General features: G+C 76.8%; 27 protein-coding genes and 1 pseudogene. 14 read left to right on the plus strand and 14 right to left on the minus strand.

All coding sequences use genetic code 11. The features are described 5' to 3' along the window. Positions 1 to 4: 4 nt before the first annotated feature. Positions 5 to 514 (minus strand): DinB family protein, encoded by a 510-nt coding sequence (locus ACI79Z_RS08355; protein ID WP_387986227.1) that lies wholly within the window; start codon positions 512 to 514, stop codon positions 5 to 7. A 27-nt stretch (positions 515 to 541) separates the two neighbouring features. Next, positions 542 to 2044, minus strand: a complete 1503-nt coding sequence (locus tag ACI79Z_RS08360) for a phytoene desaturase family protein (protein ID WP_456902323.1) — start codon at positions 2042 to 2044, stop codon at positions 542 to 544. A 127-nt stretch (positions 2045 to 2171) separates the two neighbouring features. Between ACI79Z_RS08360 and ACI79Z_RS08365 the strand changes: the two genes are divergently transcribed. Together ACI79Z_RS08365 and ACI79Z_RS08370 are read left to right on the plus strand one after the other, a co-directional pair. Beyond that, positions 2172 to 2549 (plus strand): hypothetical protein, encoded by a 378-nt coding sequence (locus tag ACI79Z_RS08365; protein ID WP_456902324.1) that lies wholly within the window; start codon positions 2172 to 2174, stop codon positions 2547 to 2549. Positions 2550 to 2634: 85 nt separating this feature from the next. After that, the gene (locus tag ACI79Z_RS08370) at positions 2635 to 3318 is read left to right on the plus strand and encodes a DUF6766 family protein (RefSeq protein WP_456902325.1); all 684 of its coding nucleotides are present in this window, start codon (positions 2635 to 2637) and stop codon (positions 3316 to 3318) included. Positions 3319 to 3325: 7 nt separating this feature from the next. Here the strand turns inward: ACI79Z_RS08370 and ACI79Z_RS08375 are convergent, their stop codons facing one another. The 6 genes from ACI79Z_RS08375 to glgA all read right to left on the minus strand — a co-directional run bounded on the left by ACI79Z_RS08375 (position 3326) and on the right by glgA (position 9765). After that, entirely contained in the window at positions 3326 to 4300 is a 975-nt protein-coding gene (locus tag ACI79Z_RS08375) for an MsnO8 family LLM class oxidoreductase (RefSeq protein ID WP_456902326.1), read from the minus strand. Continuing rightward, positions 4300 to 5400 carry a spore photoproduct lyase family protein gene (locus tag ACI79Z_RS08380; protein WP_456902327.1) on the minus strand — a complete coding sequence of 367 codons (1101 nt, stop codon included), beginning with the start codon at positions 5398 to 5400 and terminating at the stop codon, positions 4300 to 4302. The genes ACI79Z_RS08375 and ACI79Z_RS08380 overlap by 1 nt, the downstream gene beginning before the upstream one ends. A 70-nt stretch (positions 5401 to 5470) precedes the next feature. Continuing rightward, complete coding sequence (locus tag ACI79Z_RS08385; RefSeq protein ID WP_456902328.1) at positions 5471 to 6205, minus strand: GAF domain-containing protein; 735 nt, start codon at positions 6203 to 6205, stop codon at positions 5471 to 5473. Between the two features lie 40 nt (positions 6206 to 6245). Next, positions 6246 to 7331, minus strand: coding sequence for a hypothetical protein (locus ACI79Z_RS08390; protein ID WP_456902329.1), 1086 nt, complete (start codon positions 7329 to 7331; stop codon positions 6246 to 6248). Beyond that, entirely contained in the window at positions 7328 to 8536 is a 1209-nt protein-coding gene (locus tag ACI79Z_RS08395) for a PP2C family protein-serine/threonine phosphatase (protein WP_456902330.1), read from the minus strand. The genes ACI79Z_RS08390 and ACI79Z_RS08395 overlap by 4 nt, the downstream gene beginning before the upstream one ends. A gap of 56 nt (positions 8537 to 8592) precedes the next feature. Next, positions 8593 to 9765, minus strand: a complete 1173-nt coding sequence (gene glgA / locus ACI79Z_RS08400) for a glycogen synthase (RefSeq protein WP_387986204.1) — start codon at positions 9763 to 9765, stop codon at positions 8593 to 8595. Positions 9766 to 9838: 73 nt separating this feature from the next. Between glgA and glgC the strand changes: the two genes are divergently transcribed. Next, positions 9839 to 11059, plus strand: coding sequence for a glucose-1-phosphate adenylyltransferase (glgC, locus tag ACI79Z_RS08405; RefSeq protein ID WP_387986201.1), 1221 nt, complete (start codon positions 9839 to 9841; stop codon positions 11057 to 11059). A gap of 12 nt (positions 11060 to 11071) precedes the next feature. Continuing rightward, a complete protein-coding gene (locus ACI79Z_RS08410; RefSeq protein ID WP_456902331.1) occupies positions 11072 to 11626 on the plus strand; it encodes a 2'-5' RNA ligase family protein in 555 nt (184 codons plus the stop codon). Between the two features lie 64 nt (positions 11627 to 11690). Here ACI79Z_RS08410 and ACI79Z_RS08415 read toward each other — a convergent pair whose 3' ends face one another. Continuing rightward, positions 11691 to 12347: an O-methyltransferase gene (locus ACI79Z_RS08415; RefSeq protein ID WP_456902332.1), complete on the minus strand. Its 657-nt coding sequence runs from the start codon at positions 12345 to 12347 to the stop codon at positions 11691 to 11693. Positions 12348 to 12539: 192 nt separating this feature from the next. Here ACI79Z_RS08415 and sigE point away from each other — a divergent pair, with 192 nt between their 5' ends. The 5 genes and pseudogenes from sigE to ACI79Z_RS08440 form a co-directional block, all read left to right on the plus strand. Continuing rightward, positions 12540 to 13139 carry an RNA polymerase sigma factor SigE gene (sigE, locus tag ACI79Z_RS08420; protein ID WP_387986193.1) on the plus strand — a complete coding sequence of 200 codons (600 nt, stop codon included), beginning with the start codon at positions 12540 to 12542 and terminating at the stop codon, positions 13137 to 13139. After that, the gene (locus ACI79Z_RS08425) at positions 13136 to 13708 is read left to right on the plus strand and encodes a zf-HC2 domain-containing protein (RefSeq protein WP_456902333.1); all 573 of its coding nucleotides are present in this window, start codon (positions 13136 to 13138) and stop codon (positions 13706 to 13708) included. Before sigE ends, ACI79Z_RS08425 begins: the two co-directional genes overlap by 4 nt. A gap of 130 nt (positions 13709 to 13838) precedes the next feature. Continuing rightward, a complete protein-coding gene (locus ACI79Z_RS08430) occupies positions 13839 to 15476 on the plus strand; it encodes a S1C family serine protease (protein WP_456902334.1) in 1638 nt (545 codons plus the stop codon). Positions 15477 to 15526: 50 nt separating this feature from the next. Beyond that, the gene (locus ACI79Z_RS08435) at positions 15527 to 15916 is read left to right on the plus strand and encodes a twin-arginine translocase TatA/TatE family subunit (RefSeq protein ID WP_456902335.1); all 390 of its coding nucleotides are present in this window, start codon (positions 15527 to 15529) and stop codon (positions 15914 to 15916) included. 53 nt (positions 15917 to 15969) lie between these two features. Then, a pseudogene (locus tag ACI79Z_RS08440) lies at positions 15970 to 16275 on the plus strand (mycothiol-dependent nitroreductase Rv2466c family protein); the annotation flags it as partial. Positions 16276 to 16383: 108 nt separating this feature from the next. Here the strand turns inward: ACI79Z_RS08440 and ACI79Z_RS08445 are convergent. Together ACI79Z_RS08445 and ACI79Z_RS08450 are read right to left on the minus strand one after the other, a co-directional pair. Continuing rightward, complete coding sequence (locus ACI79Z_RS08445) at positions 16384 to 17544, minus strand: Mrp/NBP35 family ATP-binding protein (RefSeq protein WP_456902336.1); 1161 nt, start codon at positions 17542 to 17544, stop codon at positions 16384 to 16386. 157 nt (positions 17545 to 17701) lie between these two features. After that, on the minus strand, positions 17702 to 18022 hold the full coding sequence (locus ACI79Z_RS08450; protein WP_456902337.1) for a hypothetical protein: 321 nt from the start codon (positions 18020 to 18022) through the stop codon (positions 17702 to 17704). A 40-nt stretch (positions 18023 to 18062) separates the two neighbouring features. Between ACI79Z_RS08450 and ACI79Z_RS08455 the strand changes: the two genes are divergently transcribed. From ACI79Z_RS08455 to ACI79Z_RS08465, 3 genes are read left to right on the plus strand one after another with little or no spacing between them, the layout of a single operon-like run. Beyond that, positions 18063 to 18752, plus strand: a complete 690-nt coding sequence (locus ACI79Z_RS08455; protein WP_456902338.1) for an AzlC family ABC transporter permease — start codon at positions 18063 to 18065, stop codon at positions 18750 to 18752. Next, the gene (locus ACI79Z_RS08460; RefSeq protein ID WP_387986176.1) at positions 18749 to 19066 is read left to right on the plus strand and encodes an AzlD domain-containing protein; all 318 of its coding nucleotides are present in this window, start codon (positions 18749 to 18751) and stop codon (positions 19064 to 19066) included. Before ACI79Z_RS08455 ends, ACI79Z_RS08460 begins: the two co-directional genes overlap by 4 nt. Further along, positions 19063 to 19650 (plus strand): hypothetical protein, encoded by a 588-nt coding sequence (locus ACI79Z_RS08465; protein WP_456902339.1) that lies wholly within the window; start codon positions 19063 to 19065, stop codon positions 19648 to 19650. Before ACI79Z_RS08460 ends, ACI79Z_RS08465 begins: the two co-directional genes overlap by 4 nt. 31 nt (positions 19651 to 19681) lie before the next feature. Here ACI79Z_RS08465 and ACI79Z_RS08470 read toward each other — a convergent pair whose 3' ends face one another. The 3 genes from ACI79Z_RS08470 to ACI79Z_RS08480 are packed head-to-tail and all read right to left on the minus strand — an operon-like array spanning position 19682 to position 21977. After that, a complete protein-coding gene (locus ACI79Z_RS08470; RefSeq protein WP_456902340.1) occupies positions 19682 to 20158 on the minus strand; it encodes a methylated-DNA--[protein]-cysteine S-methyltransferase in 477 nt (158 codons plus the stop codon). A 48-nt stretch (positions 20159 to 20206) separates the two neighbouring features. Next, the gene (locus ACI79Z_RS08475) at positions 20207 to 20746 is read right to left on the minus strand and encodes a DUF1003 domain-containing protein (protein ID WP_456902341.1); all 540 of its coding nucleotides are present in this window, start codon (positions 20744 to 20746) and stop codon (positions 20207 to 20209) included. Beyond that, a complete protein-coding gene (locus ACI79Z_RS08480; RefSeq protein WP_387986171.1) occupies positions 20739 to 21977 on the minus strand; it encodes a magnesium transporter MgtE N-terminal domain-containing protein in 1239 nt (412 codons plus the stop codon). Before ACI79Z_RS08480 ends, ACI79Z_RS08475 begins: the two co-directional genes overlap by 8 nt. A gap of 25 nt (positions 21978 to 22002) precedes the next feature. Here ACI79Z_RS08480 and ACI79Z_RS08485 point away from each other — a divergent pair, with 25 nt between their 5' ends. Together ACI79Z_RS08485 and ACI79Z_RS08490 are read left to right on the plus strand one after the other, a co-directional pair. Further along, entirely contained in the window at positions 22003 to 22881 is an 879-nt protein-coding gene (locus tag ACI79Z_RS08485; RefSeq protein ID WP_456902342.1) for a PhzF family phenazine biosynthesis protein, read from the plus strand. Continuing rightward, positions 22878 to 23810 (plus strand): DMT family transporter, encoded by a 933-nt coding sequence (locus ACI79Z_RS08490; protein ID WP_387986166.1) that lies wholly within the window; start codon positions 22878 to 22880, stop codon positions 23808 to 23810. Before ACI79Z_RS08485 ends, ACI79Z_RS08490 begins: the two co-directional genes overlap by 4 nt. Positions 23811 to 23831: the final 21 nt, after the last annotated feature.

The following is a 23831-nucleotide window of genomic DNA, read 5'->3' on the forward strand; positions in this document are numbered from 1 at the left end:
CGCCTCACTCGCCGGTGACGCCGTCCACCGCCTCGCGCAGCAGGTCGGCGTGGCCGTTGTGCCGGGCGGTCTCCTCGACCAGGTGCAGCAGCATCCAGCGCAGGCTGAACCGGTTGCCGTTGCGCAGCGGCACCACCGACAGCGCGTCCAGCGACCCGGCCGCCGCGACCACCGCGTCGGTGCGCCGGCCGGCCTCCCGGTAGCGCTCGCGCAGCACCTCCGGCTCGAGGTCCACGGCGGCGTCGAACTCCCAGTCGGGGGTCGCGTCCCAGTCGACGCCGTCCCACGGCGCGGGCTCCGGCTCCCCGGCGAACCGCTCCACCGCCCAGGTCTCCTCCACCAGCGCGAGGTGGTACAGCAGCCCGGCCAGGGTGAGCGACGACGGCGGGTGCGCCCGGGCCAGCTGCTCGCGCCTGAGCCCCTCGGTCTTCAGCAGCAGCGTCTCGCGCTGGTAGGAGAGGTAGCCGGTCAGCGTGGTGGTCTCGTCGGCGGTCTCCGGCGGGTCGGTGCGCACCGGAGGACCCTCGCACGCCGGGGCGCGTCAGGCCGGGCCGACCAGCCCCGCGACGATCTCCGCCGACAGGGTGACCAGCGGCAGCCCGCCGCCCGGGTGCGACGAGCCGCCGACCAGGTACAGCCCGCGCACCGGGGCGGCGTTGCCCGGGCGCAGGAACGCCGCGCGGGCGCCGTTGCTCGAGGTGCCGTAGATCGAGCCGCCGACGCTGCCGGTCTCGCGGGCGAGGTCGGCCGGCGTGCGGGCCACCGACCAGCGCAGCCGGGACCGGACGTCGAGCCCGCGCGCGGCCATCACCTCCAGCACCCGGGTGGCGTAGCGGTCGGCGAGGCCCGGGGTGTCCCAGTCGACGCCGCACTCGGGGTCGTGCCGCGGCGCGTTGACCAGGACGAACCACGACTCGCTGTCGTCGTCGGGCCGGGTGGCGGGGTCGTCGGGAGCGCTGACGTAGACGGTCGGGTCGGGCACCGGGCAGGGCAGGCCGCGGTGCCGTCCGGTGCCGAAGACCGCGTCGAACTCGGCGTCGTAGTCGGCGGGGAAGGCGACGGTGTGGTGCGCCAGGCCCGGCGTGCGGCCGCGCAGCGCGAGCAGCAGCACGAAGCCCGACAGCGACGGCGTCGCCCGGGTCAGGCCGCGCCGCACCGCGCGGGTGCGCCGGTCCGGCGGCAGCAGCCCGGCGTACAGGGCGGTGGCGTCGGCGCCGGAGACGACGACGTCGGTGGTCACCTCGCCGCCCTCGGCGAGCTCCACCCCGGCGACCCGGCCGCCGTCGCGCAGCACCCGCCGGACCGGCGTGCCGGTGCGGACGTCGGCGCCGTGCTCGCGGGCCCGCTCGGCCACCGCCTCGGCCAGCCGGTGCAGCCCGCCGCGGACGTACCAGGAGCCGAACGCCTGCTCGACGTAGGGCACGGTGGCCAGCACGGCGGGCGCGCGCCGCGGGTCGGAGCCGGAGTAGGTGGCGTAGCGGTCGAGCAGCACGCGCAGCCGCGGGTCGCGCAGGTAGCGGGCGCCCAGGCCGCGCAGCGTCTGCCAGGGCGCGACGGCGGCGACGTCGGCCGGGTCGCGGGCCAGCCGGGCCAGGGTGGCCGCGCCGCGCAGCGGCGAGCGGAGGAACGGCTGCTCGGTGATCGCCCACATCGCGCCGGCGCGTTCGAGCAGCGCCTGCCACTGCGTGCCGGCGTCGTCGCCGAGGGCGGCGTCGAGCGCGCTGGGGACCGCCTCGAGGTGCCCGGGGACGGCCAGCCGGGTGCCGTCGGCGAACCGGTAGTCGACGGCGGGGTCGAGCCGGACGAGGTCGACGGACTCCTCCAGCGGGCCGCCGGTGGCGTCGAACAGGTCGCGCAGCACCTGCGGCAGCGTGACCAGGCTCGGGCCGGTGTCGAAGGCGTGGCCGTCGCGGGCGTACCAGCCGAGTTTGCCGCCGACGGCGCCGGACTGCTCCAGCACGGTCACCCGGTGCCCGAGCGCGCCGAGCCGCGCCGCGGCAGCGAGGCCGCCCAGCCCGGCGCCGACGACCACCACCCGTGCCACAGCGTCACCGTAGTGCCGCGGCTCACCGCCCGATCGGGTGATCACCCGAGGTGGCGGGGCCCGGCTCCCCGGCCCACGATCGGCACACCTGCGGAGCCGACGCGGGAGCACGACAGGAGGACGACCCGTGCGGACGGCGGTGTGCTCGACGGCGGTGCTGGTGGTGGTGCTGACCGGGTGCTCGGACGTGCACCTGCCCGACGTCGAGCAGGTGGCCGGGGACTTCGCGACGGCCGATCCCGCCACCCGCTGCGACCTGCTCACCGACGCGGCGGTGCGGGCGCTGGAGCACGAGGAGCCGACCGGCTGCCCCGTGGCGCTCGAGGAGCTCCCGCTCGGCACCGGCGGCGTCGTCACCGCGCAGGTCTGGGGTCAGGAGGCCCAGGTGCGGCTCACCGACGACACGCTCTTCCTCTCCCGCGCGCCCGACGGCTGGGAGGTGGCCGCGGCCGGCTGCCGGCCCTCCGGCGAGGGGCGCTACGACTGCCTGGTGGAGGGCTCGTGAGATCCGTGCGCGGGGTGTTCCTGGCCTACCTGCTGGTCGTCTTCGGCGGCGTGGCCTACTGCCTGGTCCTCGCCCTGCTCGGGCGGTGAGCGGAGTGCGGCGGTTCGTCCGGGAGAACTCGCTGAGCCTGGGCTTCGGACTGCTGTTCCTGCTCAGCCTGGCCGGGCAGGCGGTGGCCGGGGCGGCCCAGACGAGCGAGGACCGCCAGGCCGAGGGCCTCGCCCCGGTCACCCTGGCGCACTACGTGACCTCGTCGTCGTTCGCCGTCGACGTCATGGAGAACTGGCAGTCGGAGTACCTGCAGTTCTTCCTCTACGTGTTCGCCACCGTCTGGCTGGTGCAGCGGGGGTCGCCGGAGTCCAAGGAGCTGGACGACGCCGGGACCGAGAGCGACGAGGACCAGCTGACGGGCGCCCACGCCCGCGACGACTCGCCGGCGTGGGCGCGGCCGGGCGGCTGGCGCGGCGCGCTGTTCTCCCGGTCCCTGGGGCTGCTGTTCGCCGGGATCTTCCTGCTGACCTGGGCGGCGACCTCGGTCGCCGGCTGGGCGGCGTACAACACCGGGCAGCTGCAGTCGCACGCGGACCCGGTGAGCTGGGTGGCCTACCTCGGCCACGCCGACTTCTGGAACCGCAGCTTCCAGAACTGGCAGTCGGAGATGCTGGCAGTCGGCTCGATGGCGGTGTTCGCCGTCTACCTGCGCCAGCGGGGGTCGCCGGAGTCCAAGCCGGTCGGCGCGTCCCACTCCGACACCGGCGCCACGGGGTGAGGACCGCTCAGGCGAGCAGCCCGGCCAGCGCCGCGTCGGAGGCGGCCAGCGCCGTCCGGTCGTGCGTGCTGCCCGCGGCGACGAGCTCGGTCGCGCCCGTGCGCTCGGCCAGCTCCGCCAGCCGCGCGGCCACCTGCGAGGCGGTGCCGGCGACCGCCGTGGCCGCCGTCCGCTCCGCGTGCCGCCGCTGCACGGCCGTCATCGGCGCTGCCTCCACCGCGGCCACCGGCTCCAGCGGCGGGAAGACGCCGGTGGTGCGCGCCTGCGCCATCGCCCACGCCTCGGGCAGCAGCAGGTCGGCGGCCTCGGCCGCGGTGTCGGCGACGAGCACGTCCAGGCTGATCGCGACCTCCGGCTCCGGCGCCTGCTCCGAGGGCCGGTAGGCGCGGCGGTAGCGGGCCAGCGCCTGCAGCCCCGGCTCCGGATCGCCGGCCACCCCCAGCAGCGGCCCGCCGACGACGACCGGCAGGCCGAGTGCCGCGGCGACCTCCAGGCCGCGCCCGGTGGCCAGCACCCACATCGGCACGTCGCCGGCCGGGCGCGGGTGCATCGTGATCTCCGCGGTGCCGTCGAGGTGGGCGCGCAGCTCGGCGAGGTCGGCGGCGAAGTCGCGCTCGGCCTCCCGCAGCGCCCGGCGCACGGGCGGGGTGAAGCCCGGCGAGCGGCCCAGGCCCAGGTCGACGCGGCCGGGCGCGAAGGCGGTGAGGGTGGCGAACTGCTCGGCGACGACGAGCGGCTGGTGGTGCGGCAGCATGACGCCGGCCGAGCCCAGCCGGATCGTCGTCGTCCGGCCGGCGACCGCGGCCAGCAGCACCGCGGGCGCGGCCCCGGCGATGCCGGGCACGCCGTGGTGCTCGGCGACCCAGAACCGCCCGTAGCCCAGCCGCTCGGCCACCACGGCCCGCTCGACGGTGCCGCGCAGCGCCGCCGCGTCCGGCTCGCCGGCGCGGGTGCGCGAGCGGTCGAGCAGCGAGAGGCGCATCAGAACGCGTACCGCACGCGCAGCCAGGGCGCGTGGGAGGCGATGAGCTCCCGCAGCCGCTCGACGCCGGCCCGCTTGACGTCGTTGCGGTAGCGCACGTTCCACTGGCCGTTCTGGCTGCGCTTGGGCTGCTGCATGTCCGGCCGCCACAGCAGGTCCTCGGCCTTCGGGTGCCAGCCGAGGTTGACCTCGTGCAGGTCCCGGTTGTGGGTCAGCATGATCACCTCGGCGGCCGCCTGGGCCTTGGCCGCGGGGGAGAGGGTGTCGTCGAGCTGCCGCAGCAGCTGCGCCCAGTCGGCCTCCCACCCGTCGCGCAGCACCACCGGCGAGAGGTTGAGGTGCACCTCGTACCCCGCCTCGACGAAGTCGTCGACGGCGGCGACGCGCTCGGCGATCCGGCTGGTCCGCACGTCGACGACCCTCGAGTCGGCGTCGGGCATGAGCGAGAAGCGGATGCGGGTGCGGCCCTGCGGGTCGAGGTCGAGCAGCTGCCGGTTGACGTACTTGGTGGCGAACGACGCCTTGGCGGTGGGCAGCCCGCGGAAGGTGGCGACCAGGTCGCCGACGTTGTCGCTGACCAGCGCGTCGACCGAGCAGTCGCTGTTCTCGCCGATGTCGTAGACCCAGCTGACCGGGTCCACCTGGTCGGGCTCGGTCTTGAGCCCCTGCCGGGCGACGTGCCGGCGCAGGTAGCCGGTGATCTGCTCGATGTTGGTGAAGACGGTGATCGGGTTGGCGTAGCCCTTCTGCCGCGGCACGTAGCAGTAGGCGCAGGCCATCGCGCAGCCGTTCGCCGTCGAGGGGGCGATCCAGTCGGCCGAGCGGCCGTTCGGGCGGGCGGTGAGCGACTTCTTCACGCCGAGCACCAGCGTCTCGGTCTTCACCCGCACCCAGCGGTCCACGTTGCCCTCGTTGCCGTGCAGGTCGGGGATCTTCCAGTGCGAGGGCACCTCGACGACCTCCGCGCCGGGGAAGCGGGCGAGCACCTCGCGGCCGCGGGCGGAGTCCAGGGCGGCCGGCTCGGCGTAGACCGTGCGGACGTCGAGCAGGCGGGTGGGGGAGGGGACGGGCGCGGCGGACGGCGGAGGCGCTGCGGTCACGCGGGGTACAGCGCCCGCGCGCGAGCCCGGATTCCGCCCCTGACCTGCGGGGACGGTCACACGGTGCGGATCAGCGGTGCCGGTCCGGGGCGAGCTCGTGGACGTCGAGGCGGCCCTGCTCGATGTCCTCGGCGACGTCCTCCACGGCGCGTCCGCCGGCGTAGGCCTCGGCGCGCAGCAGGTCCAGGGCGGTGGCCGGGTCGGTCTCCAGCGCCATCGCCGCCCGCCCCGCGGCCCGCACCACCGCGGCCCGCCGGCGCGCCTCGGGGCCGTGCAGCCAGTCGGGGCCGCGCTCGGCCGGCCAGTCCGACCAGACGGCGGCGTCGCTGAGCGCCGCGGTGACCAGCTCGCCGACGGCCATCGCCGCGAAGACGTCCAGGCCCGGCACGGCGGCCTCGTCGGTGAAGTACAGGTCGAGCGCCCCGGCGCCGGCGAGGTCCTCGCGCAGCGGGAGGGCGACCACCGCGCGGAACGGCGTCTGCGCGGTGAGCAGGTCGGCGAAGGGCATCCAGCGCCGCCGCAGGTCGGCCAGCAGCGCGAAGACCGGCTGCCGGGTCTCCTGGGCCTCCCAGCAGGGCCCCGCGCCGACGGTGAACTGCAGGCGCTCGGCGCAGGCGGCCACGGTGGTGCTCGCCCCGATCGGGATGCGCAGGCCGGACGCGTCGACGACCGACAGTCCCGCCGCGTCGACCCCGAGGGTGGTGACGCACGCCCGGGAGAGGCGGACCGGCAGCAGCTCGGCCGACCCGGGGCCCCGGGTGGCTTCCGCGTCCAGCGCCGCGGCGAACCGTGTGGCGATGGTCACACGTCATCCTCACCCGCTGCGGCCCCCGCGGCCATCCCGGTCACCCCGTCGCGTCCGGCCGGTGCGTGTACGCCGCCTCGCGGACCGCGTCGTCGTCCTCCAGGCCCGCGCCCAGCGCCCCGCCGACCGTCGCCAGCGAGCTGGTCAGCCACGCCAGCTCCAGGTAGTCGCCGATCGCGGCCGGGTGGCCCAGCCCCTCGGCGAACAGCGCGGACGGCACCAGCAGCAGCGAGCCGACCAGCGCGAGGGTGAACAGCGCGGCGTAGAGGGTGAGCACCCCGATGACCACGGTCGCGACGGTGGCCAGGTTGAACAGCGCCACCTGCTTGCGCACCCGGCGCGACCGGGCCCGCTCCCACAGCCCCGCCCCGACGACCAGCGTCGCGCAGATGGCCACCACCGACCCCAGCCCGACGGTGGACAGCCGCAGCCAGCCGAACCGGTCGGCCAGCCGCCAGATGTCGGCGGTCACCAGGGCGAAGACGCCGGCCGCGACCGCCGCCGTCAGCGCGCGGGACAGCCGGATGGTCAGCCGCCACGGCCGGTTGGCGCGCACCATGCCGACCAGCAGCCGCAGGTTGCCCGACAGCACCCGGGCGGTGAACCGGATGCCCTCGGCGGTGTCGGCCGGGTCGGTGGCCAGCTCGCGCACCCGGCGGCGCAGCGCGGCCGGGTCGTCGTCGCCCTCGGCGTCACCGAGCAGCGTGCGGACCAGCCCGACCGTCGTCTGCAGCGCGCGGCGGCGCCGGCCGACCGCGCCCAGGGCCGGCAGGGACAGCACCGCGACGCCGTGCACCGGGCTCGCGTGCGCGACGACGGTGCGCCGGTCGACCGCCAGCGGCAGGTCGGTGACGACGACGGCGAGGTCCCACTCCTCCGACAGGAGCCGGTCGCGCGCCGCGGCGACGATCTCCGCATCGTCGGCCGGTGGCTGGACCAGCCCGTCCTCGACCACGCGGACGTCCCACGCGACGTCGGGGTGCCGCTCGCGCAGCGCGCCGGCCAGGTCGCCGGCCAGCTCGTCGGCCACCTCCACCGGCGCGCCGGGCGCGGCGACCAGCCCCACGACGACGTCGGCCGGCCCCGCCGCCTCGCCGGTCAGGGGGCTCTCCGGTGCCGTGCTCACAGCCTCAACTGCTCCTCGCGTCCGGTCTGCCACTCGACCATGACGATGCTCGCGTCGTCCTGCAGCCGGCCGTCCTGGTGCTGCATGACGCTGCCCATGAGCCGGCGCATCGTCTCCGGCGGCGGGTCGCCGGCGAGCTCGGCGCGCACCACCAGGTCCGCGAGCCGGTCCTCGCCGAAGAACGCGCCCTCGGGCGAGCGCGCCTCGACGACCCCGTCGGTGTAGAGCAGGACGCGGTCCCCGGGGCGCAGCTGCATCCGGCACACCGCGGGCGCCGCCGCCAGCAGCCCCAGCGGGCGCGCCGGCGGGCAGGCCGGCGGCCGGATCAGGGCGCCGTCGCGCACGACGATCGGGTCGGGGTGCCCGCAGTTCACCCAGGTCACCAGTCCGGTGTCGAGGTCGAGCCGGGCGACGGCCGCGGTGGCGAACCGGCTGCCGGCGAACTGGCCGGCGACGACGGCGTCCATCGCGGCCGCGATCGCCGGGAGGTCGAGGCCCGTGCGCCGGGCGTGCCGGTAGGCACCGACGGCCGCGGTGGCCAGGAGGGCGGCGGGCAGGCCGTGGCCGACGGCGTCGAGCACGGCCAGGTCCACCAGCGCGCCGTTGACCGCGTAGTCGAAGGTGTCCCCGCCGATCTCGTAGCTGGGCTCGAGCGCGCCGGTGATGACGACGCGGTCGCTGGCGTAGGTCAGCGGCGGCAGGAGCTCCCACTGGATCTCCGCGGCCAGCGTGAGCTCCCGCCGCCGCCGCAGCCGGGCGAACAGGTCGCTGTAGGCGTCGCGCGTGACGACCAGCTCGGCGACCAGCGAGGCGAAGGACCGCGCGTCGTCCGCGAGCTCCGGCGTGGGGTCGCCGTCGAGCACGTACTCGACCACGCCGATCCGCTCGGCGCCGTCGAGCAGCGGCACCCACAGGCTGGCCGGGCCGTCGCCGGCCGGCGCGGGGACCGGCTCGACCCGCCGGAACGCGCGCCCGGCCACCGACCCGTCGATGGTCACCTCGTGCCGGAGGGGCACGCCCTCGCCGCCCAGCGGCAGCAGGACGTGCTGGGCGTAGTCGGCGAGGTAGACGACCGCCCCCAGGACGCCCAGCCGCCGCGCCTGCTCCGCGACCACGGCGCCGAGGTCGTCGGCGGACAGGTGGTGCGACGCACGGACGAGCGCCCGGACGGGGTCCCGGTCGGACGGGCGCGGATCGGTGGCCACGAGGGGTCAGGATCGCATCCCGGCCCGCGGCGGGCGCGGGGAGCGGGTCGCGGGGATCATCCCCGGGCGTCGAGGACGGCCCGGTAGACGCCGACCGTCTGCTGGGCGATCGCCGGCCAGCCGAACTCCGACAGCACGCGCTCCCGGCCCGCGGCGCCCATCGCCGCGGCCCGGGTCGGGTCGGCGAGCAGCTCGGCGATGCGCGCGGCCAGCCCGGCCTCGAAGGCGGCGACGTCGTCGGGGTCGTAGGGGACCAGCAGCCCGGTGACGCCGTCGGCCACGACCTCGGGGATCCCGCCGACGGCGCTGGCGACCACGGCCGTGCCGCAGGCGGCGGCCTCAAGGTTGACGATGCCCAGCGGCTCGTAGACCGAGGGGACGACGAACACCGTCGCCCCGGTGATCAGCGGCACCAGCTGCTCGCGCGGCAGCATCGCCTCGATCCAGACGACGCCCGGCCGGCGGGCCTGCAGCTCGGCAACGGCGTCGGCGACCTGCTGCCGCTCGGCCGGGGTGTCGGCGGCGCCGGCGCACAGCACCAGGCCGGCGTCGGCCGGCAGCTGCTCGGCCGCCCGCAGCAGGTGGACGACGCCCTTCTGCCGGGTGATCCGGCCGACGAACAGCGCGTAGGGCCGGTCGGGGTCGACCCCGAGCGAGCGGACGACGTCGGGCGCGGGGGTGGGCCGGTAGGCCTCGGCGTCCACGCCGTTGCCGACGACGTGCACCCGGGCCGGGTCGAGGTCGGGATAGGCGTCGAGGACGTCGGCGCGCATGCCGTGGCTCACCGCGATGACGGCGTCCGCGGCGAGGTAGGCGGTGCGCTCCACCCACGACGACAGCCGGTAGCCGCCGCCGAGCTGGTCGGCCTTCCACGGCCGCCGCGGCTCCAGCGAGTGCGCGGTCACCACGTGCGGCACCCCGTGCACGAGCCCGGCGAGCAGCCCGGCGCCGTTGGCGTACCAGGTGTGGCTGTGCACGAGGTCCACCCCGGCCAGGGCCGCGGCGATCTCGACGTCGGTGCCCAGCGCCTGCAGCGCGCCGTTGGCCTCGGCCAGGCCCGGCGGCACCGCCCAGCCGCGGGCGTCGGTCCGGGGGCCGCCGAACGCGTGCACCTCCAGGTCCGGGCCCGCGGGCAGCGAGCGCAGGGCCGCGACGAGGTGCTCGACGTGCACGCCGGCCCCGCCGTAGACGTCTGGGGGCCACTCACGGGTGACGATGCCGATCCGCACGGCGGTCACCCTAGGGGGCGGGGAGTGCGGAGGCGGGGCGACGGCGGACGCGTGGAGCGGCTAGGTTCCCTCCATGCGTGGCGGTCCTCGAGTTCTCGGCATCGTCCTGGCCGGCGGCGAGGGCAAGCGGCTCGCGCCCCTGACCCAGGACCGCGCCAAGCCGGCGGTGCCGTTCGGCGGCAACTACCGGCTCATCGACTTCGTGCTGTCCAACCTGGTGAACGCCGACATCCGGCAGATCGCCGTCCTCACCCAGTACAAGAGCCACAGCCTCGACCGGCACATCACCACGACGTGGCGGCTGTCGCAGATGCTCGGCAACTTCATCACCCCGGTGCCGGCGCAGCAGCGGCTCGGGCCGCGCTGGTACACCGGCAGCGCCGACGCGATCTTCCAGAGCCTCAACCTCATCTACGACGCGCGCCCCGACGTCGTCGTGGTGTTCGGCGCCGACCACGTCTACCGCATGGACCCGGCGCAGATGATCGACCAGCACGTGAGGACCGGCGCGGGGGTCACCATCGCGGGGCTGCGCGTGCCGCGGCGCGAGGCCACCGGGTTCGGCGTCATCGACGCCGGCGCCGACGGCAAGGTCCGCGGCTTCCTCGAGAAGCCGGCCGACCCGCCGGGCCTGCCCGACAGCCCGGAGGAGTCCTTCGCCTCCATGGGCAACTACGTCTTCACCACCGACGCGCTGCTCGAGGCGCTGCGCGCGGACGCCGAGGACGCCGACTCGGCGCACGACATGGGCGGCTCGATCATGCCGATGCTCGCCGAGACCGGGGACGCGTACGTCTACGACTTCTCCACCAACATCGTCCCCGGGGCCACCGAGCGCGACCACGGCTACTGGCGCGACGTCGGGACGATCGACTCCTACTTCGACGCCCACATGGACCTGGTGTCGGTCACCCCGGTCTTCAACCTCTACAACGACCGCTGGCCGATCCTCACCCTGCCCCCGCAGCAGCCGCCGGCGAAGTTCGTGCTCGGCGGGCGGGCCGAGGAGTCGATGGTCAGCGCCGGCGCGATCATCGGCGGCGGGTCGGTGCACAGCTCGGTCGTCTCGCCCGGCGTGCGGGTCGAGCGCGGCGCGCGGGTCGAGGACAGCGTGCTCATGGACGGCGTCCAGATCGGCGAGGGCGCCTACGTCCGGCGGGCGATCCTCGACAAGAACGTCGTCGTCCCGGCCTGGGCGCGGATCGGGGTGGACTCCGACGCCGACCGCGAGCGCTACCACGTGAGTGCCGGCGGCGTGACCGTCCTCGGCAAGGGCGCCCGGGCGATCGTCTGACGAAGGACCCTCGTGCCCCCCACCCCTCGCTCCGCTCGGGTCGGGCCCCTGCACGAGGGCGGTTCCAGCACCTCCCCACTGGTCGTCACGCTGCTGCTGGGGGCGGAGGCGCAGGCGCGGTTCGACCGGCTGCGCGCCGAGCACTTCCCGGCCGACCGCAACCACCTGGCCGCGCACGTCACGCTGTTCCACGCCCTCCCGGGCGACCGGCGCGACGACGTCGACGCCGCCCTGGCCGCGGCCGCCGCCCGGCCGCCGTTCGCCGTCGCGGTGACCGGGCTGCAGCTGCTCGGCCGCGGGGTCGCCTACCGGCTGGCGGCGCCGGAGCTGTCGGCCCTGCACGCGGGGCTGGCCGCGGAGTTCGACCCCTGGCTCACCCGGCAGGACCGCCAGCGGCTGTCGGCGCACGTCACCGTGCAGAACAAGGTGGAGCCCGCCGTCGCCCGGGCGCTGCGCGACCGGCTGGCCGCGGAGTTCGTCCCCGGGGAGGTGCCCGCCCGCGGGCTGGGGCTGTGGCGCTACCTCGGCGGCCCGTGGGAGCCGCTCGTGGAGCGCCTCTTCCGCTGACCGGCCTCCCTGCAGGGGCCCGCCGCGAGCGTGCGAGCGGTGGGGGGGCAGGGCGGTCCTTCCCCTAGGGCCGGCGGGTCGCCACCAGCAGGCCCGCGCCGATCGGCAGGACGGCGGAGGTCAGCCCCTCGTCCTCGCGGACGTTGTGGGCGAGGTCGCGCCAGGCGACGGTGTCGGGGTCGCGGGCGGCGCGGTCGCCGATGCGGTCCCCCTTGAGCAGGCCGTGGCAGGCCAGCGTCCCGCCGGTGCGCACCAGCCCGAGCAGCGCGGCCAGGTGCGGGGCGTACTCGGTCGGCGGGCCGGCGCAGACCACCAGGTCGTAGGCGCCGGGGGACAGGCGGGGCAGCACCTCGGCCGGGGTGCCGAAGATCAGCCGGGTCCGGGACTGCGGCACGCCGGCCTCGGCGAACGCCCGCCGCGCGCCGCGCAGCTGCTCGGGGTCGGCGTCCAGGGCGGTGAGGACGCCGTCGGGCCGCATGCCGCGCAGCAGCCACAGGCCGACCACCCCGCCGCCGCTGCCGATCGACACGACCGCGCGGGCGCCGGCACCCGCCGCCAGCACGGCGAGGGTGGCGCCGGCGGCCGGGCCCGGCGGGGGCGGGCCGCCGAGCGCCACGGCCCGGGCGCGCGCCGCGGCCACGACGGGGTCCTCGGCGGCGTAGCGGTCGGACCAGGCGGCAGCGCCGGTCCCGCCGGCGCGCGACGGTTCCTCGGCGCTCATCACCGGCCGAGGGTAAGGGGACCGCGGCCCGCGTTCCGGGAGGCGTTCCTGTGAGGAACCTGGCAAGAACTGACGACGGGAACACGGAATGGCGTCAGGGCCGTTGGTCCGGACGTGACACCCGAGCGTGCCGCCGTCCCCGTCCATCCCGCGGGGGAGGTCGGCAGCGTGCGCGTCCGCGATACTGAGGACGTGCCCGAGGCCGCCGTCCCCCCTGCCGCCGACCAGCAGTCGGCCGCGTCCGGCGCCGGCGAGGTGTGGGTGGCGCCGACCTGGGAGCAGGTCGTGCGGGACCACTCGGCGCGCGTCTACCGGCTGGCCTACCGCCTGTCGGGCAACGCCCAGGACGCCGAGGACCTCACCCAGGAGACGTTCGTCCGGGTCTTCCGCTCGCTGGCCGACTTCTCACCGGGCACCTTCGAGGGCTGGCTGCACCGCATCACCACGAACCTGTTCCTCGACATGGTCCGCCGCCGCCAGCGGATCCGGTTCGACGCGCTGCCCGAGGACACCGAGCGGCTGCCCGGCACCGCGCCGAGCCCCGAGCAGGTCTACGCCGACACCCACCTCGACCCGCAGGTGCAGGCGGCGCTGGACGCGCTGCCGCCAGAGTTCCGCGTGGCCGTCGTCCTCTGCGACATCGAGGGCCTGACCTACGAGGAGATCGCGGCGACCCTCGGCATCAAGCTCGGCACCGTGCGCAGCCGCATCCACCGCGGCCGCGTGCAGCTGCGCCAGGCCCTCGCGCACCTCGCCCCGCGCAGCGTCCCGGCCCCGGGGGCTCCCGCATGAGCCTGCCGGAGAGCCACCTGGCGCAGGAGGCGATCGCCGCGCTGGTCGACGGCGAGCTGGCCAGCGGCCCGGCCGCGCGCGCCGCCCGGCACCTGGCCGGCTGCTCCGAGTGCCGGATGCTCGTGCAGGCCCAGCGCGAGGCTAAGGACGCGCTGCACGCCGCCGCCGACGTCGCCGTCCCCGGCGACCTGCTCTCCCGGCTGTGCGCCATCCCGTTCACCGCCGACGTCCCCGGCGGCGGCGGGCTCGGCACCGTCACCGCGTCGGCGGGGGAGCTGACCGTCACCGGGTCCTCCGGCCGCTGGACCGTGTCGCTCGACGACCCGCCGGCCCGTCCCGCGTCGCCGCACCACGCGCGGTGGCTGCGCCGCAGCGTCGCCGGCACGCTGGCCGGGCTGGGCCTCGGCGTCGCCGTCCTGGCGCTCAACCTGCCGGACCCGGGGGAGCGGGCGACCCGGACGCCGTCGTCGGTGGCCGGCCCCTCCTCGCCCGACGAGCGCACCGAGGTCGTGCCGCCGGTGGTCCGCACGCTGAGCGGCCCGTCGGCCGCGCCGGGCGCCACGCCGTGACGACCGGGCCCTGATCCCGGGGCCGTGACTCCGGGGGCCTGACCCCGGACCCCCGCGCCCGCGGGCGGGTACCGTCGCGCCGGCACCCGTAGTCCACGTCCGCCGCCAGGTCCGGGAGGACCCTGAACCCGTGACCGCACCCGACGACGCCCGCGAGACCGGTCCCTCGGAGCCCGCTCCCGGCGGCGCCCCCCGCGACGGCGAGCGCACGGTGGAGGCGGTCGTCCGCCCGCCGGTCGCCGCCGGCACGGGGGGCGACGACGTGGTCTTCGCCCGTCCCGCCGGGGCGACCGGCTCCTTCGCTCCGCCGGAGCGGCCACGCCCCGCCGCGGTGCCGGCGCAGCCGCCCGCGAGTCCCGCCCAGGCCGCCGCGTTCGGCCGCCCGCCGGCCGTCCCGGGCAGCTTCGCCGGCGACCGCCCGACCCCGCCGCCGCGGCCGGTGGCCCCGCCGCCGCCGGAGGCCGTGCTGCGCGCCTTCCGCGCCCCGGCCGGGCAGGCCGGGCTGCAGGAGCCGCCCGGCGGCCGCCCCGGGCGCCGCCGCACCTCGGCCGGGCCGTGGTGGAAGCCGGACGCGAAGAGCGACCCCTGGCGCGACCCGCACGCCCCGGCCGGCCTCACCGGCCCGGCGGTGTTCGAGGAGGAGTCCGAGCAGGAGGGCCCGGTCGTTGTCGACCGGAAGGGCCGGAAGAAGCTGCGGCTGCGCGACCTGTCGGTGCGGGTGGCGTTCCTGGTCGTCCTCGCCGTGCTGCTCGCCGGCGCGCTCGGCGGCGGCGTGGGCTACCTGCTGACCCGCGAGGCCAGCGAGACCCCGCTGCTGGCGCCGGGCACCACCCTGTCGGAGACCGACGAGGGCATCAGCCGCGAGCCGGGGTCGGTGTCGGACATCGCCGGCCGGGTGACGCCGGCGGTCGTGTCGATCGAGGTGCGCATCGGCGACGCCGGCGCGACCGGCTCCGGCGTCGTCATCGACGGCGAGGGCGGCTACATCGTCACCAACAACCACGTCATCTCCGGCGCCGACGGCGTGGACGGCGCGGAGATCCGGGCGGTGTTCAGCGACGGCAGCGGCTCGGCCGCGCGCATCGTCGGCCGCGACCCGGCGAGCGACATCGCCGTCGTCAAGGTGGAGAGGCCGGGGCTGGTCACCGCCTCGCTGGGCAACTCCGACGACGTCGTGGTCGGCGACCCGGTGGTGGCGATCGGCTCGCCGCTGGGCCTGGCCGGCACGGTCACCAGCGGCATCGTCTCCGCCCTCGACCGGCCGGTGCGGCTGGCGGGGGAGGGCAGCGACACCAACGCCGTGATCAGCGCGGTGCAGACCGACGCGCCGATCAACCCGGGCAACTCCGGCGGCGCGCTGGTCGACGCCACCGGCGCGGTCATCGGCATCAACACCGCGATCGCCTCGCTGGGCGGCGGCAGCGTCGGCCTGGGCTTCGCCATCCCCATCGACACCGCCCGCGACGTCGCCGAGCAGCTGATCGCCACCGGCAGCGCGGTGCACGCGACCCTCGGGGTGAACACCCGGTCGGTCACCGACGGCACCCGCGACGGCGCGCTGGTCCTCAACGTGGAGCCGGGCAGCCCCGCGGCCCAGGCCGGGATCCGCGAGCAGGACGTCGTCATCGCCGTCGACGACCAGGCCGTGGGCAGCTCCGAGGAGCTCGTCGTCGCCGTCGACGCCCACGACCCCGGGGACGTGGTGACCATCGAGCTGGTCCGCAACGGGTCGTCGACGACGGTCCAGGCCACCCTCGCCGAGGCCTGACCCGGCCCGGGCACCGAATACCCTGGGACCCGCGGAGGAGGGAGCGGCGCGTGTTCGACTCGATCGGCTGGGGCGAGATCGTCGTCCTGGCGCTGGCCGCGCTGTTCATCTTCGGGCCCGAGCGACTGCCGACCCTGGCGCGGGACGCCGGGGCCGGGCTGAAGAAGGTCAAGCAGGCGATCACCGGGGTGCGCGCCCAGGTCGACGAGTCCCTCGGCGAGGACCTCGCCGGCCTGCGTGACCTGGACCTGCGCAAGTACCACCCGAAGACGTTCATCCGCGCCCAGCTGTTCGAGGACGACGACGCCCCGCCGGTGCGCCGCGGCGCCGCCGCTGCCGCGGGTGCGACCGCGGCGAGCCTGGTGAAGCCCGCGACGCGCCCGGCCGTCGTCGAGCACGACCGGAGCGCCCCGCCGCCGTTCGACGTCGACGCGACCTAGCGGGTCCCGCCGCGGCGGCGGTCGCGGCAGGCTCCGCGGGGTGACCCGCGCCGATGGTCGCGCTCCACCGGGCCCACGGCGAGGCCGTGCACGGGCGCGGCGAGTGGCCGGACACGCGGGACCTTGCTGCGCGCGGTCGACCTGCCGGAGGCCCTCTGGCCGGGGCCGCGCACACGTCCGCCCACGACGACCTGGTGCGGGCCCACCGGCTGGGCGTCGAGCCGGTGGGCCCGCACGTCGGCACCCCGATCGTGGCCACGGGGTCCGGGACGCCGTCGGCCTGGTTCGGTCCCGTGCTCTCCCGCGTGCCCGTCGGCGAGGAGGCGGGCCGGCTGTGGGACGGCGTCGTGCTCGTCTCCGGGACCGGCGGCTCCCACGGGCTCGAGGGCGCCCGCACGAGCCGCCGCGCGGCTGAGACGCGCCGAGGCCCGCCCCCCGCGGGGGCCGGGCCTCGGTCCGAGTGGGTCCTAGCGGCGGACGGGGGTGAGCCCCAGCGACATGCCCGACAGCCCGCGCTGGCGGACGGCGAGGGAGTCGGCGACCTTCGTCAGCGCCTTGGCGGCCGGGGTCTCGGGGTCGGCGAGCACGATCGGCGCACCGGCGTCCCCGGCCTCCCGCAGCCGGGTGTCGAGCGGGACATGGCCGAGCAGCGGCACGGTGGCGCCGAGCAGCCGGGTGAGCGCGTCGGAGACCGCCTGGCCGCCGCCGGAGCCGAAGACCTCCATGCGGGAGCCGTCGGGCAGCTCGAGCCACGACATGTTCTCGATGACGCCGACGACCTGCTGGTGGGTCTGGGTGGCGATCGCGCCGGCCCGCTCGGCCACCTCGGCGGCGGCCTGCTGCGGCGTGGTCACCACGAGGATCTCGGCGTTGGGCAGCAGCTGGGCGATGGAGATCGCGACGTCGCCGGTGCCGGGGGGCAGGTCGAGCAGCAGGACGTCGAGGTCGCCCCACCACACGTCGGCGAGGAACTGCTGCAGCGCGCGGTGCAGCATCGGGCCGCGCCACACGACCGGGGTGTTGCCCGGGGTGAACATGCCGATCGAGATGACCTTCACGCCCATCGACTGCGGCGGCATGATCATGTTGTCGACCTGGGTCGGCTTGTCGTCGACGCCCAGCATGCGCGGCACCGAGTGGCCGTAGATGTCGGCGTCCACGACGCCGACCGACAGGCCCCGCTTGGCCAGCGCCGCGGCGAGGTTGACCGTGACGCTGGACTTGCCGACGCCGCCCTTGCCGGAGGCGACCGCGTAGACGCGGGTCAGCGAGCCGGGCTGGGCGAAGGGGATGACGGGGTCGGCCGCGTCGGTGCCGCGGACGGTGCGGCGCAGCTCGGCGCGCTGCTCGTCGCTCATCACGTCCAGGCCGACCTGCACCGACGTCACGCCGGGGACGGCGGAGACGGCGGCGGTCACCCGGTTGGTGATCGTCTCGCGCATCGGGCAGCCGGCCACGGTGAGGTAGACCTCGACGCGCACGGCGCCCGGGTCGCCGCCGACGCCGATCTGCACGTCCTTGACCATCCCGAGGTCGGTCAGCGGACGGTTGATCTCCGGGTCCTGGACGGTGGCCAGAGCGGCGTTGACGGCGTCGAGCGCCGGCGAGCCGGTCAGCGTGTCGGACATGGGGGGATGTGTCTCCTTCGACGGGGGACCCGGTCCGCGGCACCACACGTCGGCGACCTGCACTCCGGTCCACCTGCCACTGTACGGCGGCGGGCACCCGGTGCCGCCGGCTGCGGAGGTGATGTGCTGCGCACCCGGCCGGCGCCGTACCGGGCGGTCAGCCGCCCACGCGGTTCCAGCGGCGGTGCTCCACGCCGGCGTCCCGCAGGAGCCGGGTCAACCCGCGGCCGCCACCCCGCGAGTACGCGACGAGCGCGTCGAGGACGTCGGCGGCCGCGGGCGCACCGAGGGCGGCGAGCAGGGCGGGGACCTGCCCGGGGGCGACGTCGACGGCGAACTCGTACTCGTCGTCCCCGCTCAGGCTCTGGCCCTCGACGCGCAGGCCGGCGCCGGACAGCGTGGCCCACTCGGACCAGGTGCCCCGCGGCCCCCGGTCGTCGCGCAGCACCACCCGGCGGTCGCCCGCGGCTCGGGTCACGCGCCCGACCGTACGCAGCCGGGCCGTAGGCTGCGGCGACGTGTCCGCTCCCGCGCGTGCCGCCGTCCTCCGCGACGCGATCGGGCTCGGGGTGGCCGTCGGCCTCTACGGCGTCGCCTTCGGCGCGGCCGCCGACGCCGCCGGCCTGGACCCCTGGCAGGCGCTGACCATGTCGCTGCTCATGTTCACCGGCGCCTCGCAGTTCGCGCTGGTCGGCGTCCTCGGAGCCGGCGGCGGGGGCGCGGCCGCGATCGGCAGCGCGCTGCTGCTGTGCACCCGCAACACCGTCTACGGCGTCCGCCTGGCGCCGCTGCTGGCCCCGCGCGGGCTGCTGCGCAGGCTGGGCCTGGCGCACTGGGTGATCGACGAGACGACGGCGCTGGCCGTGGCCGCCCCCGACCGCGACCTGTCCCGGCTGGCCTTCCTCGCCGGCGGGGCGTCGATCTTCACGGTGTGGAACGCCACCACCCTGGCCGGCGCGCTCGGTGCCGGGGCGCTGGGGGAGACCGCCGAGGCGGCGCTGGACGCCGTCGTCCCGGCCGCCTTCCTGGCGCTGCTGTGGCCGCGGCTGCGCGCCGGCGCCGAGGAGCCGGCCGTCGCCCGCCGGGTGGCGCTGGGCGGCGCGGCCGTGGCGCTGGCGCTGACCCCGTTCGTGCCGCCGGGCGTGCAGGTGGTGGCCGCCGTCGTCGCGGTGGTGCTGGCCGGCCGGCCGCGGGAGGAGGCGGCGTGAGCAGCGGGACGCTGTGGACGGTGGTCGTCGTCGGGTCGCTGGGCTGCTACCTGCTGAAGCTGGCCGGGCTGTCGGTGCCCGCGGCCTGGGTCGAGCGGCCGTGGGTGACCCGGCTGGTCACCTTCGTGCCCGCGGCGCTGCTGGCCGCCCTGGTCGCGGTGCAGGCGCTGACCTCCGGACAGGCCCTCGTGGTCGACGGCCGGCTGGCCGGGGTCGCGGTCGCGGCGGTCGCCCTCGCGCTGCGCGCGCCGTTCATCGTGGTGCTCGTGCTGGCCGGCGCCACCGGTGCGCTGGTGCACGTCCTGACCGCGTGACGCCGCTGCGGGCCGCGCTGCTGGGGCTGCTGGCCGGGGTCGCCGCCAAGGCCGCCGACGAGTCGGGGGTCGCCTGGGCCGCCGCGCTGGGCAGCCAGCCGGCCGCGTGGGTGCTGGCCGTCGCCGCGCTCGGCCGCTGGGCGCCGTCGGCCTGGGCTGCCGCGGTCCGCGCGGCCGCGTTCTTCGCCGCCATGACGGTCGCCTACTACACCTGGGCCGCGGTCGTGCTCGGGTTCGCCTGGACGCCGGGGCTCCTCGCCGCCTGGCTGGTCCTGTCCGCCACCGCCGTCCCGGCGACCGCGGCCGCCGCGTGGCTGGGCACCCGCGCGGACGGGCCGCTGCCCGGGGCGCTGGTGGCGGGGATCGCGGGGATCGCGCTGGCCGGTGGGGACGCGCCCGCGCTGTGGCCGGGCGGGACGGACCCGCGCCCCGTGCAGGCGGCCGCCGACGTCGTCGCCGCGGTGCTGCTCACCGCCGTGCTGCCGCGCTGCCGGGGCACGCGGGCCTGGGCCCTCGCGCTGGTCGTCCCGGCCACGGCGGCGGCCGCCGCCGGGCTGCACGTGCTGCGCGCGGTGCTGGGCTGAGCCCCCGGCCGCCGGGCCCTCCGGCGCAGGCTCAGAACAGCCGGGCGTCCCGCTGCTCCAGGTCGAGCAGGAAGCGCTTACGGGACAGCCCGCCGCCGAAGCCGACCAGGCTGCCGTCGGCGCCTACCACCCGGTGGCACGGGACGACGATCGCCAGCGGGTTCCTCCCGCACGCCAGGCCGACGGCCTGCGCGCCGCCCGGCTCGCCGACGGCTCTCGCCACCGCCCCGTAGGTGGTCGTCCGGCCGTAGGGGATGCGGGTGAGCTGCTCCCAGACGGCCAGCTCGAAGTCGCTGCCGCGCGGGCGCAGCGGCAGGTCGAACGCCTCCCGCTCGCCGGCGAGGTACTCGCCGAGCTGGCTAGCCACGTCCGCGAGCGCGGCGTCGTCCCGAGCGCCCAGATCGGCCTGCGGGTCCGGTGGTGAGAGGTACAGCCGGACGAGCACGCCGTCGTCGGCGACGACGGTCAGCGGCCCGATGGGCGAGGCCACCACTGCGTGCGCGCGCATGCCCGGCAGTGTGCCGCGGGGGGACGACAGCCCGGGCGGCCCGGTGCGCTACGCCGTCGGGTCCGCGAGCGCCGGCTGGACGGGGTCCTTCTGCTTCTTCTTGGGCTTCTTCTCCCGCTCCTCGGGCGAGCGGTTCTCGGCGAGGCGGCCCAGCTCGCCGCGGATGAAGTCGCGGGTGGCCAGCTCGCCGATGGCCACCCGCAGCGCGGCGAGCTCGCGGGCCAGGTACTCGGTGTCCGCGCGGGTCTGCGCGGCGCGGGCGCGGTCCTCCTCGGCCTGCACGCGGTCGCGGTCGGCCTGCCGGTTCTGCGCCAGCAGGATCAGCGGCGCGGCGTAGGCGGCCTGGGTGGAGAAGGCCAGGTTGAGCAGGATGAACGGGTAGGGGTCCCAGCGCAGCCGGACGGCGAAGACGTTGAGGGCGATCCAGAGCACCACGATCACCGTCTGGACGGCGAGGAAGCGCCCCGTGCCGAGGAAGCGGGCGATCCCCTCGGCGAACCGGCCGATCGCGTCGGGGTCCAGCCGCAGGTAGCCGGTGATCCCGCGGGACGAGCCGCGGGGGACGTCGAGCCGGCGGCCGTCAGCCACGGCGGGCCCGCTCGCGCCAGTCCTCCGGCAGCAGGTGGTCGAGGACGTCGTCGACGCTCACCGCGCCCACCAGCCGGCCCTGCTCGTCGACCACCGGCGCGGCCACCAGGTTGTAGGTGGCGAAGTACCGGGTGACCTCGGCCAGCGGCGCCTCCGGGCGCAGCGGGTCCAGGTCGTCGAGCACCCCGCTCACCAGGCCGGACGGCGGCTCGCGCAGCAGCCGCTGGATGTGCGCCAGGCCCAGGTAGCGCCCGGTCGGGGTGGCCGACGGCGGCCGGCAGACGTACACCTGGCTGGCCAGCGCGGGCGTGAGCTCGGGCTCGCGGACCCGGGCCAGCGCCTCGGCGATGGTCGCGTCCGGCGCGAGGATCACCGGCTCGCTGGTCATGATCCCGCCGGCGGTGTCCTCGGAGTACTGCAGCAGCTGGCGCACCGGCTCGGCCTCGTCGGGCTCCATCAGCTCGAGCAACCGGTTGCGGTCGACGTTGGACAGCTCGGCGAGCACGTCGGCGGCGTCGTCGGGGTCCATGACCTCGAGCACGTCGGCGGCCCGGGACTCGTCCAGCGTGCCGAGGATGACGACCTGCTCGGCCTCGGGCAGCTCGCCGAGGACGTCGGCCAGCCGCTCGTCGTCGAGGGCCTCGGCGACCTCGTGCCGCCGCTTGATCGGCAGGTCCTGCAGGGCGTGCGCGAGGTCGGCGGCGTTGAGCTCGCGGTAGGTGGCGATCAGCGTCTCGGCGCCCTGCCCGCTCTCCGGCAGCGCGAGCCCGGCGACCTCGTCCCACGCCAGCTGGTGCAGCTGCCCGCGGCGGCCGAGCCGGCCGGGCTCCTGCACGGCCAGGCGGGTGACCTGCCACTCGCCGGTGCGGGTCTGCTCGATCCCGGCGTCGACGACGGTGGCCCGCCGGCCCGACTCGCGGACGGTCACGGTCCGGTCCAGCAGCTCGCCGAGGACCAGCGTCTCGCCACGCCGCTGCTCGAAGCGCTTGAGGTTGAGCGTGCCCGAGGCGAGCACCACCGCGCCCGGGTCGATGCTGGTCACCCGGCCCATCGGCACGAAGATGCGGCGGCGGGCCACGACCTCCACGACCAGCCCCAGCACCCGCGGGGAGGCGGTGTCCACGCGCAGCGCCACGACGACGTCGCGCAGCCGCCCGACCCGGTCCCCGTTGGGGTCGAAGACGGGCAGGCCGGCGAGCCGCGAGACGTACGCCCTGGTCACCGTGCTCACACTCGGTGAGGCTACCGTCGGGGTCGTGGCGAGCCCTGTGTCCGTCGGATCGGCGTCCGTCGAGTACGAGGTCGTCGACGTGTTCGCCCCCCGGGCGTTCGCGGGCAACCCGCTCGCGGTCGTGTTCGACGCCGACGCGCTGACCACCGGGCAGTGCCAGGCGCTGGCCAACGAGTTCGCGCTGTCGGAGACCTCGTTCCTCTGCGCGCCGACCGAGCCGGGCGCCTCCTACCGGGTGCGGATCTTCACCCCCTTCGCCGAGCTGCCCTTCGCCGGGCACCCGAGCGTCGGTGCCGCGCACACGCTGGTGCGCACCGGCCGGCTGGCCGCGGGCACGCTGCACCAGGAGTGCGGCGCCGGCGTCCTGCCGATCGAGGTGACCGGCGACGGGGCGACGCTCACCGGCGGGCGGCCGACGCTGGAGGACGGCCCCGACCCGGCGGCGCTGGCCGCGGCGCTGGGACTGTCGGCGGCCGACGTCGTCGGGCTGCCCGCGCACGTCGCCGGCTGCGGCCTGCCCTTCGCCTTCCTCGCCGTGCACCCGGACGTCGTCGACCGCGCCGCCCCCGACCCCGCCGCGCTGGCCGCCTTCGGGGTGGGGGAGGGCGTCTCGGTGCTGTCGTGGAACGGCTCCACCGCGTACGCCCGCGTGTTCGCGAACGACCTGCGCTGGGGCGAGGACCCGGCCACCGGCTCGGCGGCGCTGGGCGCCGGCGTCTGGCTGGTCGCCACCGGACTGGTCGCCCCGGACGGGACGTCGTCGTACACGGTGCGGCAGGGCGAGGCGATGGGCCGGCCGTCGGTGCTGTCGTGCACGGTCACCGCCGACGGCGGCCGGGCGACGGCGGCCACGGTGTCCGGAGCGGTGGTGCCGGTGGCCTCCGGGCGCATCCGCGTGCCGTGAGCGCCGGCTCGACGGCGGCCGTCTCCCCGTGGGCGGTCCACCGGCCCGGCTCCCGCGACGTCGCGCTCATGGCGGTCGCCGTCGTCGGGGTCTCCTTCTCCGGCCCGCTGACCGCGCTGGTCGGCGCCTCGTTCCTGGCGCTGGCGTTCTGGCGCAACGCCGCCGGTGCCGCGCTGCTGGTGCCGGTGCTGCTGGGCCGCGAGCGCGCCACCCTCACCGGGCTGCGGCCGCGGGACCTGGGCAGTTCTGTCGTGGCCGGGCTGTTCCTCGCCGCGCACTTCGCCGCGTGGCTGCCCAGCCTGTCGATGACCACGGTCGCCGCGTCGACGGCGCTGGTCACCACCACGCCGATCTGGACCGCGCTGGCCGCGCGGGTGTCCGGCGTCCGGCTGCCCGCGCAGGTGTGGACCGGGCTCGCGCTGGCCGTCGTCGGCGCCGCGCTGATCGCCGGGGTCGACGTGGCGGTCAGCCTCGAGGCGCTGGCCGGGGACGGGCTGGCGCTGCTCGGGGCGATCTGCGCCGGCGGCTACATGCTCGCCGGGGCCCGCGCCCGCGCCCGCCTGGCGACGTCGGCGTACTCGGTCGTCTGCTACTCCACCTGCGCGGCCGTGCTGGCCGTCGCCGCGCTGGTCACCACCACCCCGCTCGCCGGGTTCCCCGCCCGCGACTGGTGGCTGATCCTGGCGATCACCGTGTGCGCGCAGATCCTCGGGCACACGCTGCTCAACCTGGTGCTGTCCACCGTGGGGCCCACCGTCGTCGGGCTGGCGGTGCTGCTCGAGGTGCCCGGCGCGCTGCTGGTCGCGCTGGTGCTGCTCGGCCAGACCCCGCCGCTGCTCGCGCTGCCGGGGATGGTTGCCGTGGTCGCGGGAGTGGCGCTGGTGGTCCGCGCCGGCCGGCCGCAGGTGCCGGTCGAGCCGGTCACCTGACCGTCGTTACCCTCCGGTAGC

The sequence above is a fragment of the Geodermatophilus sp. SYSU D00663 genome (genome assembly GCF_054050655.1).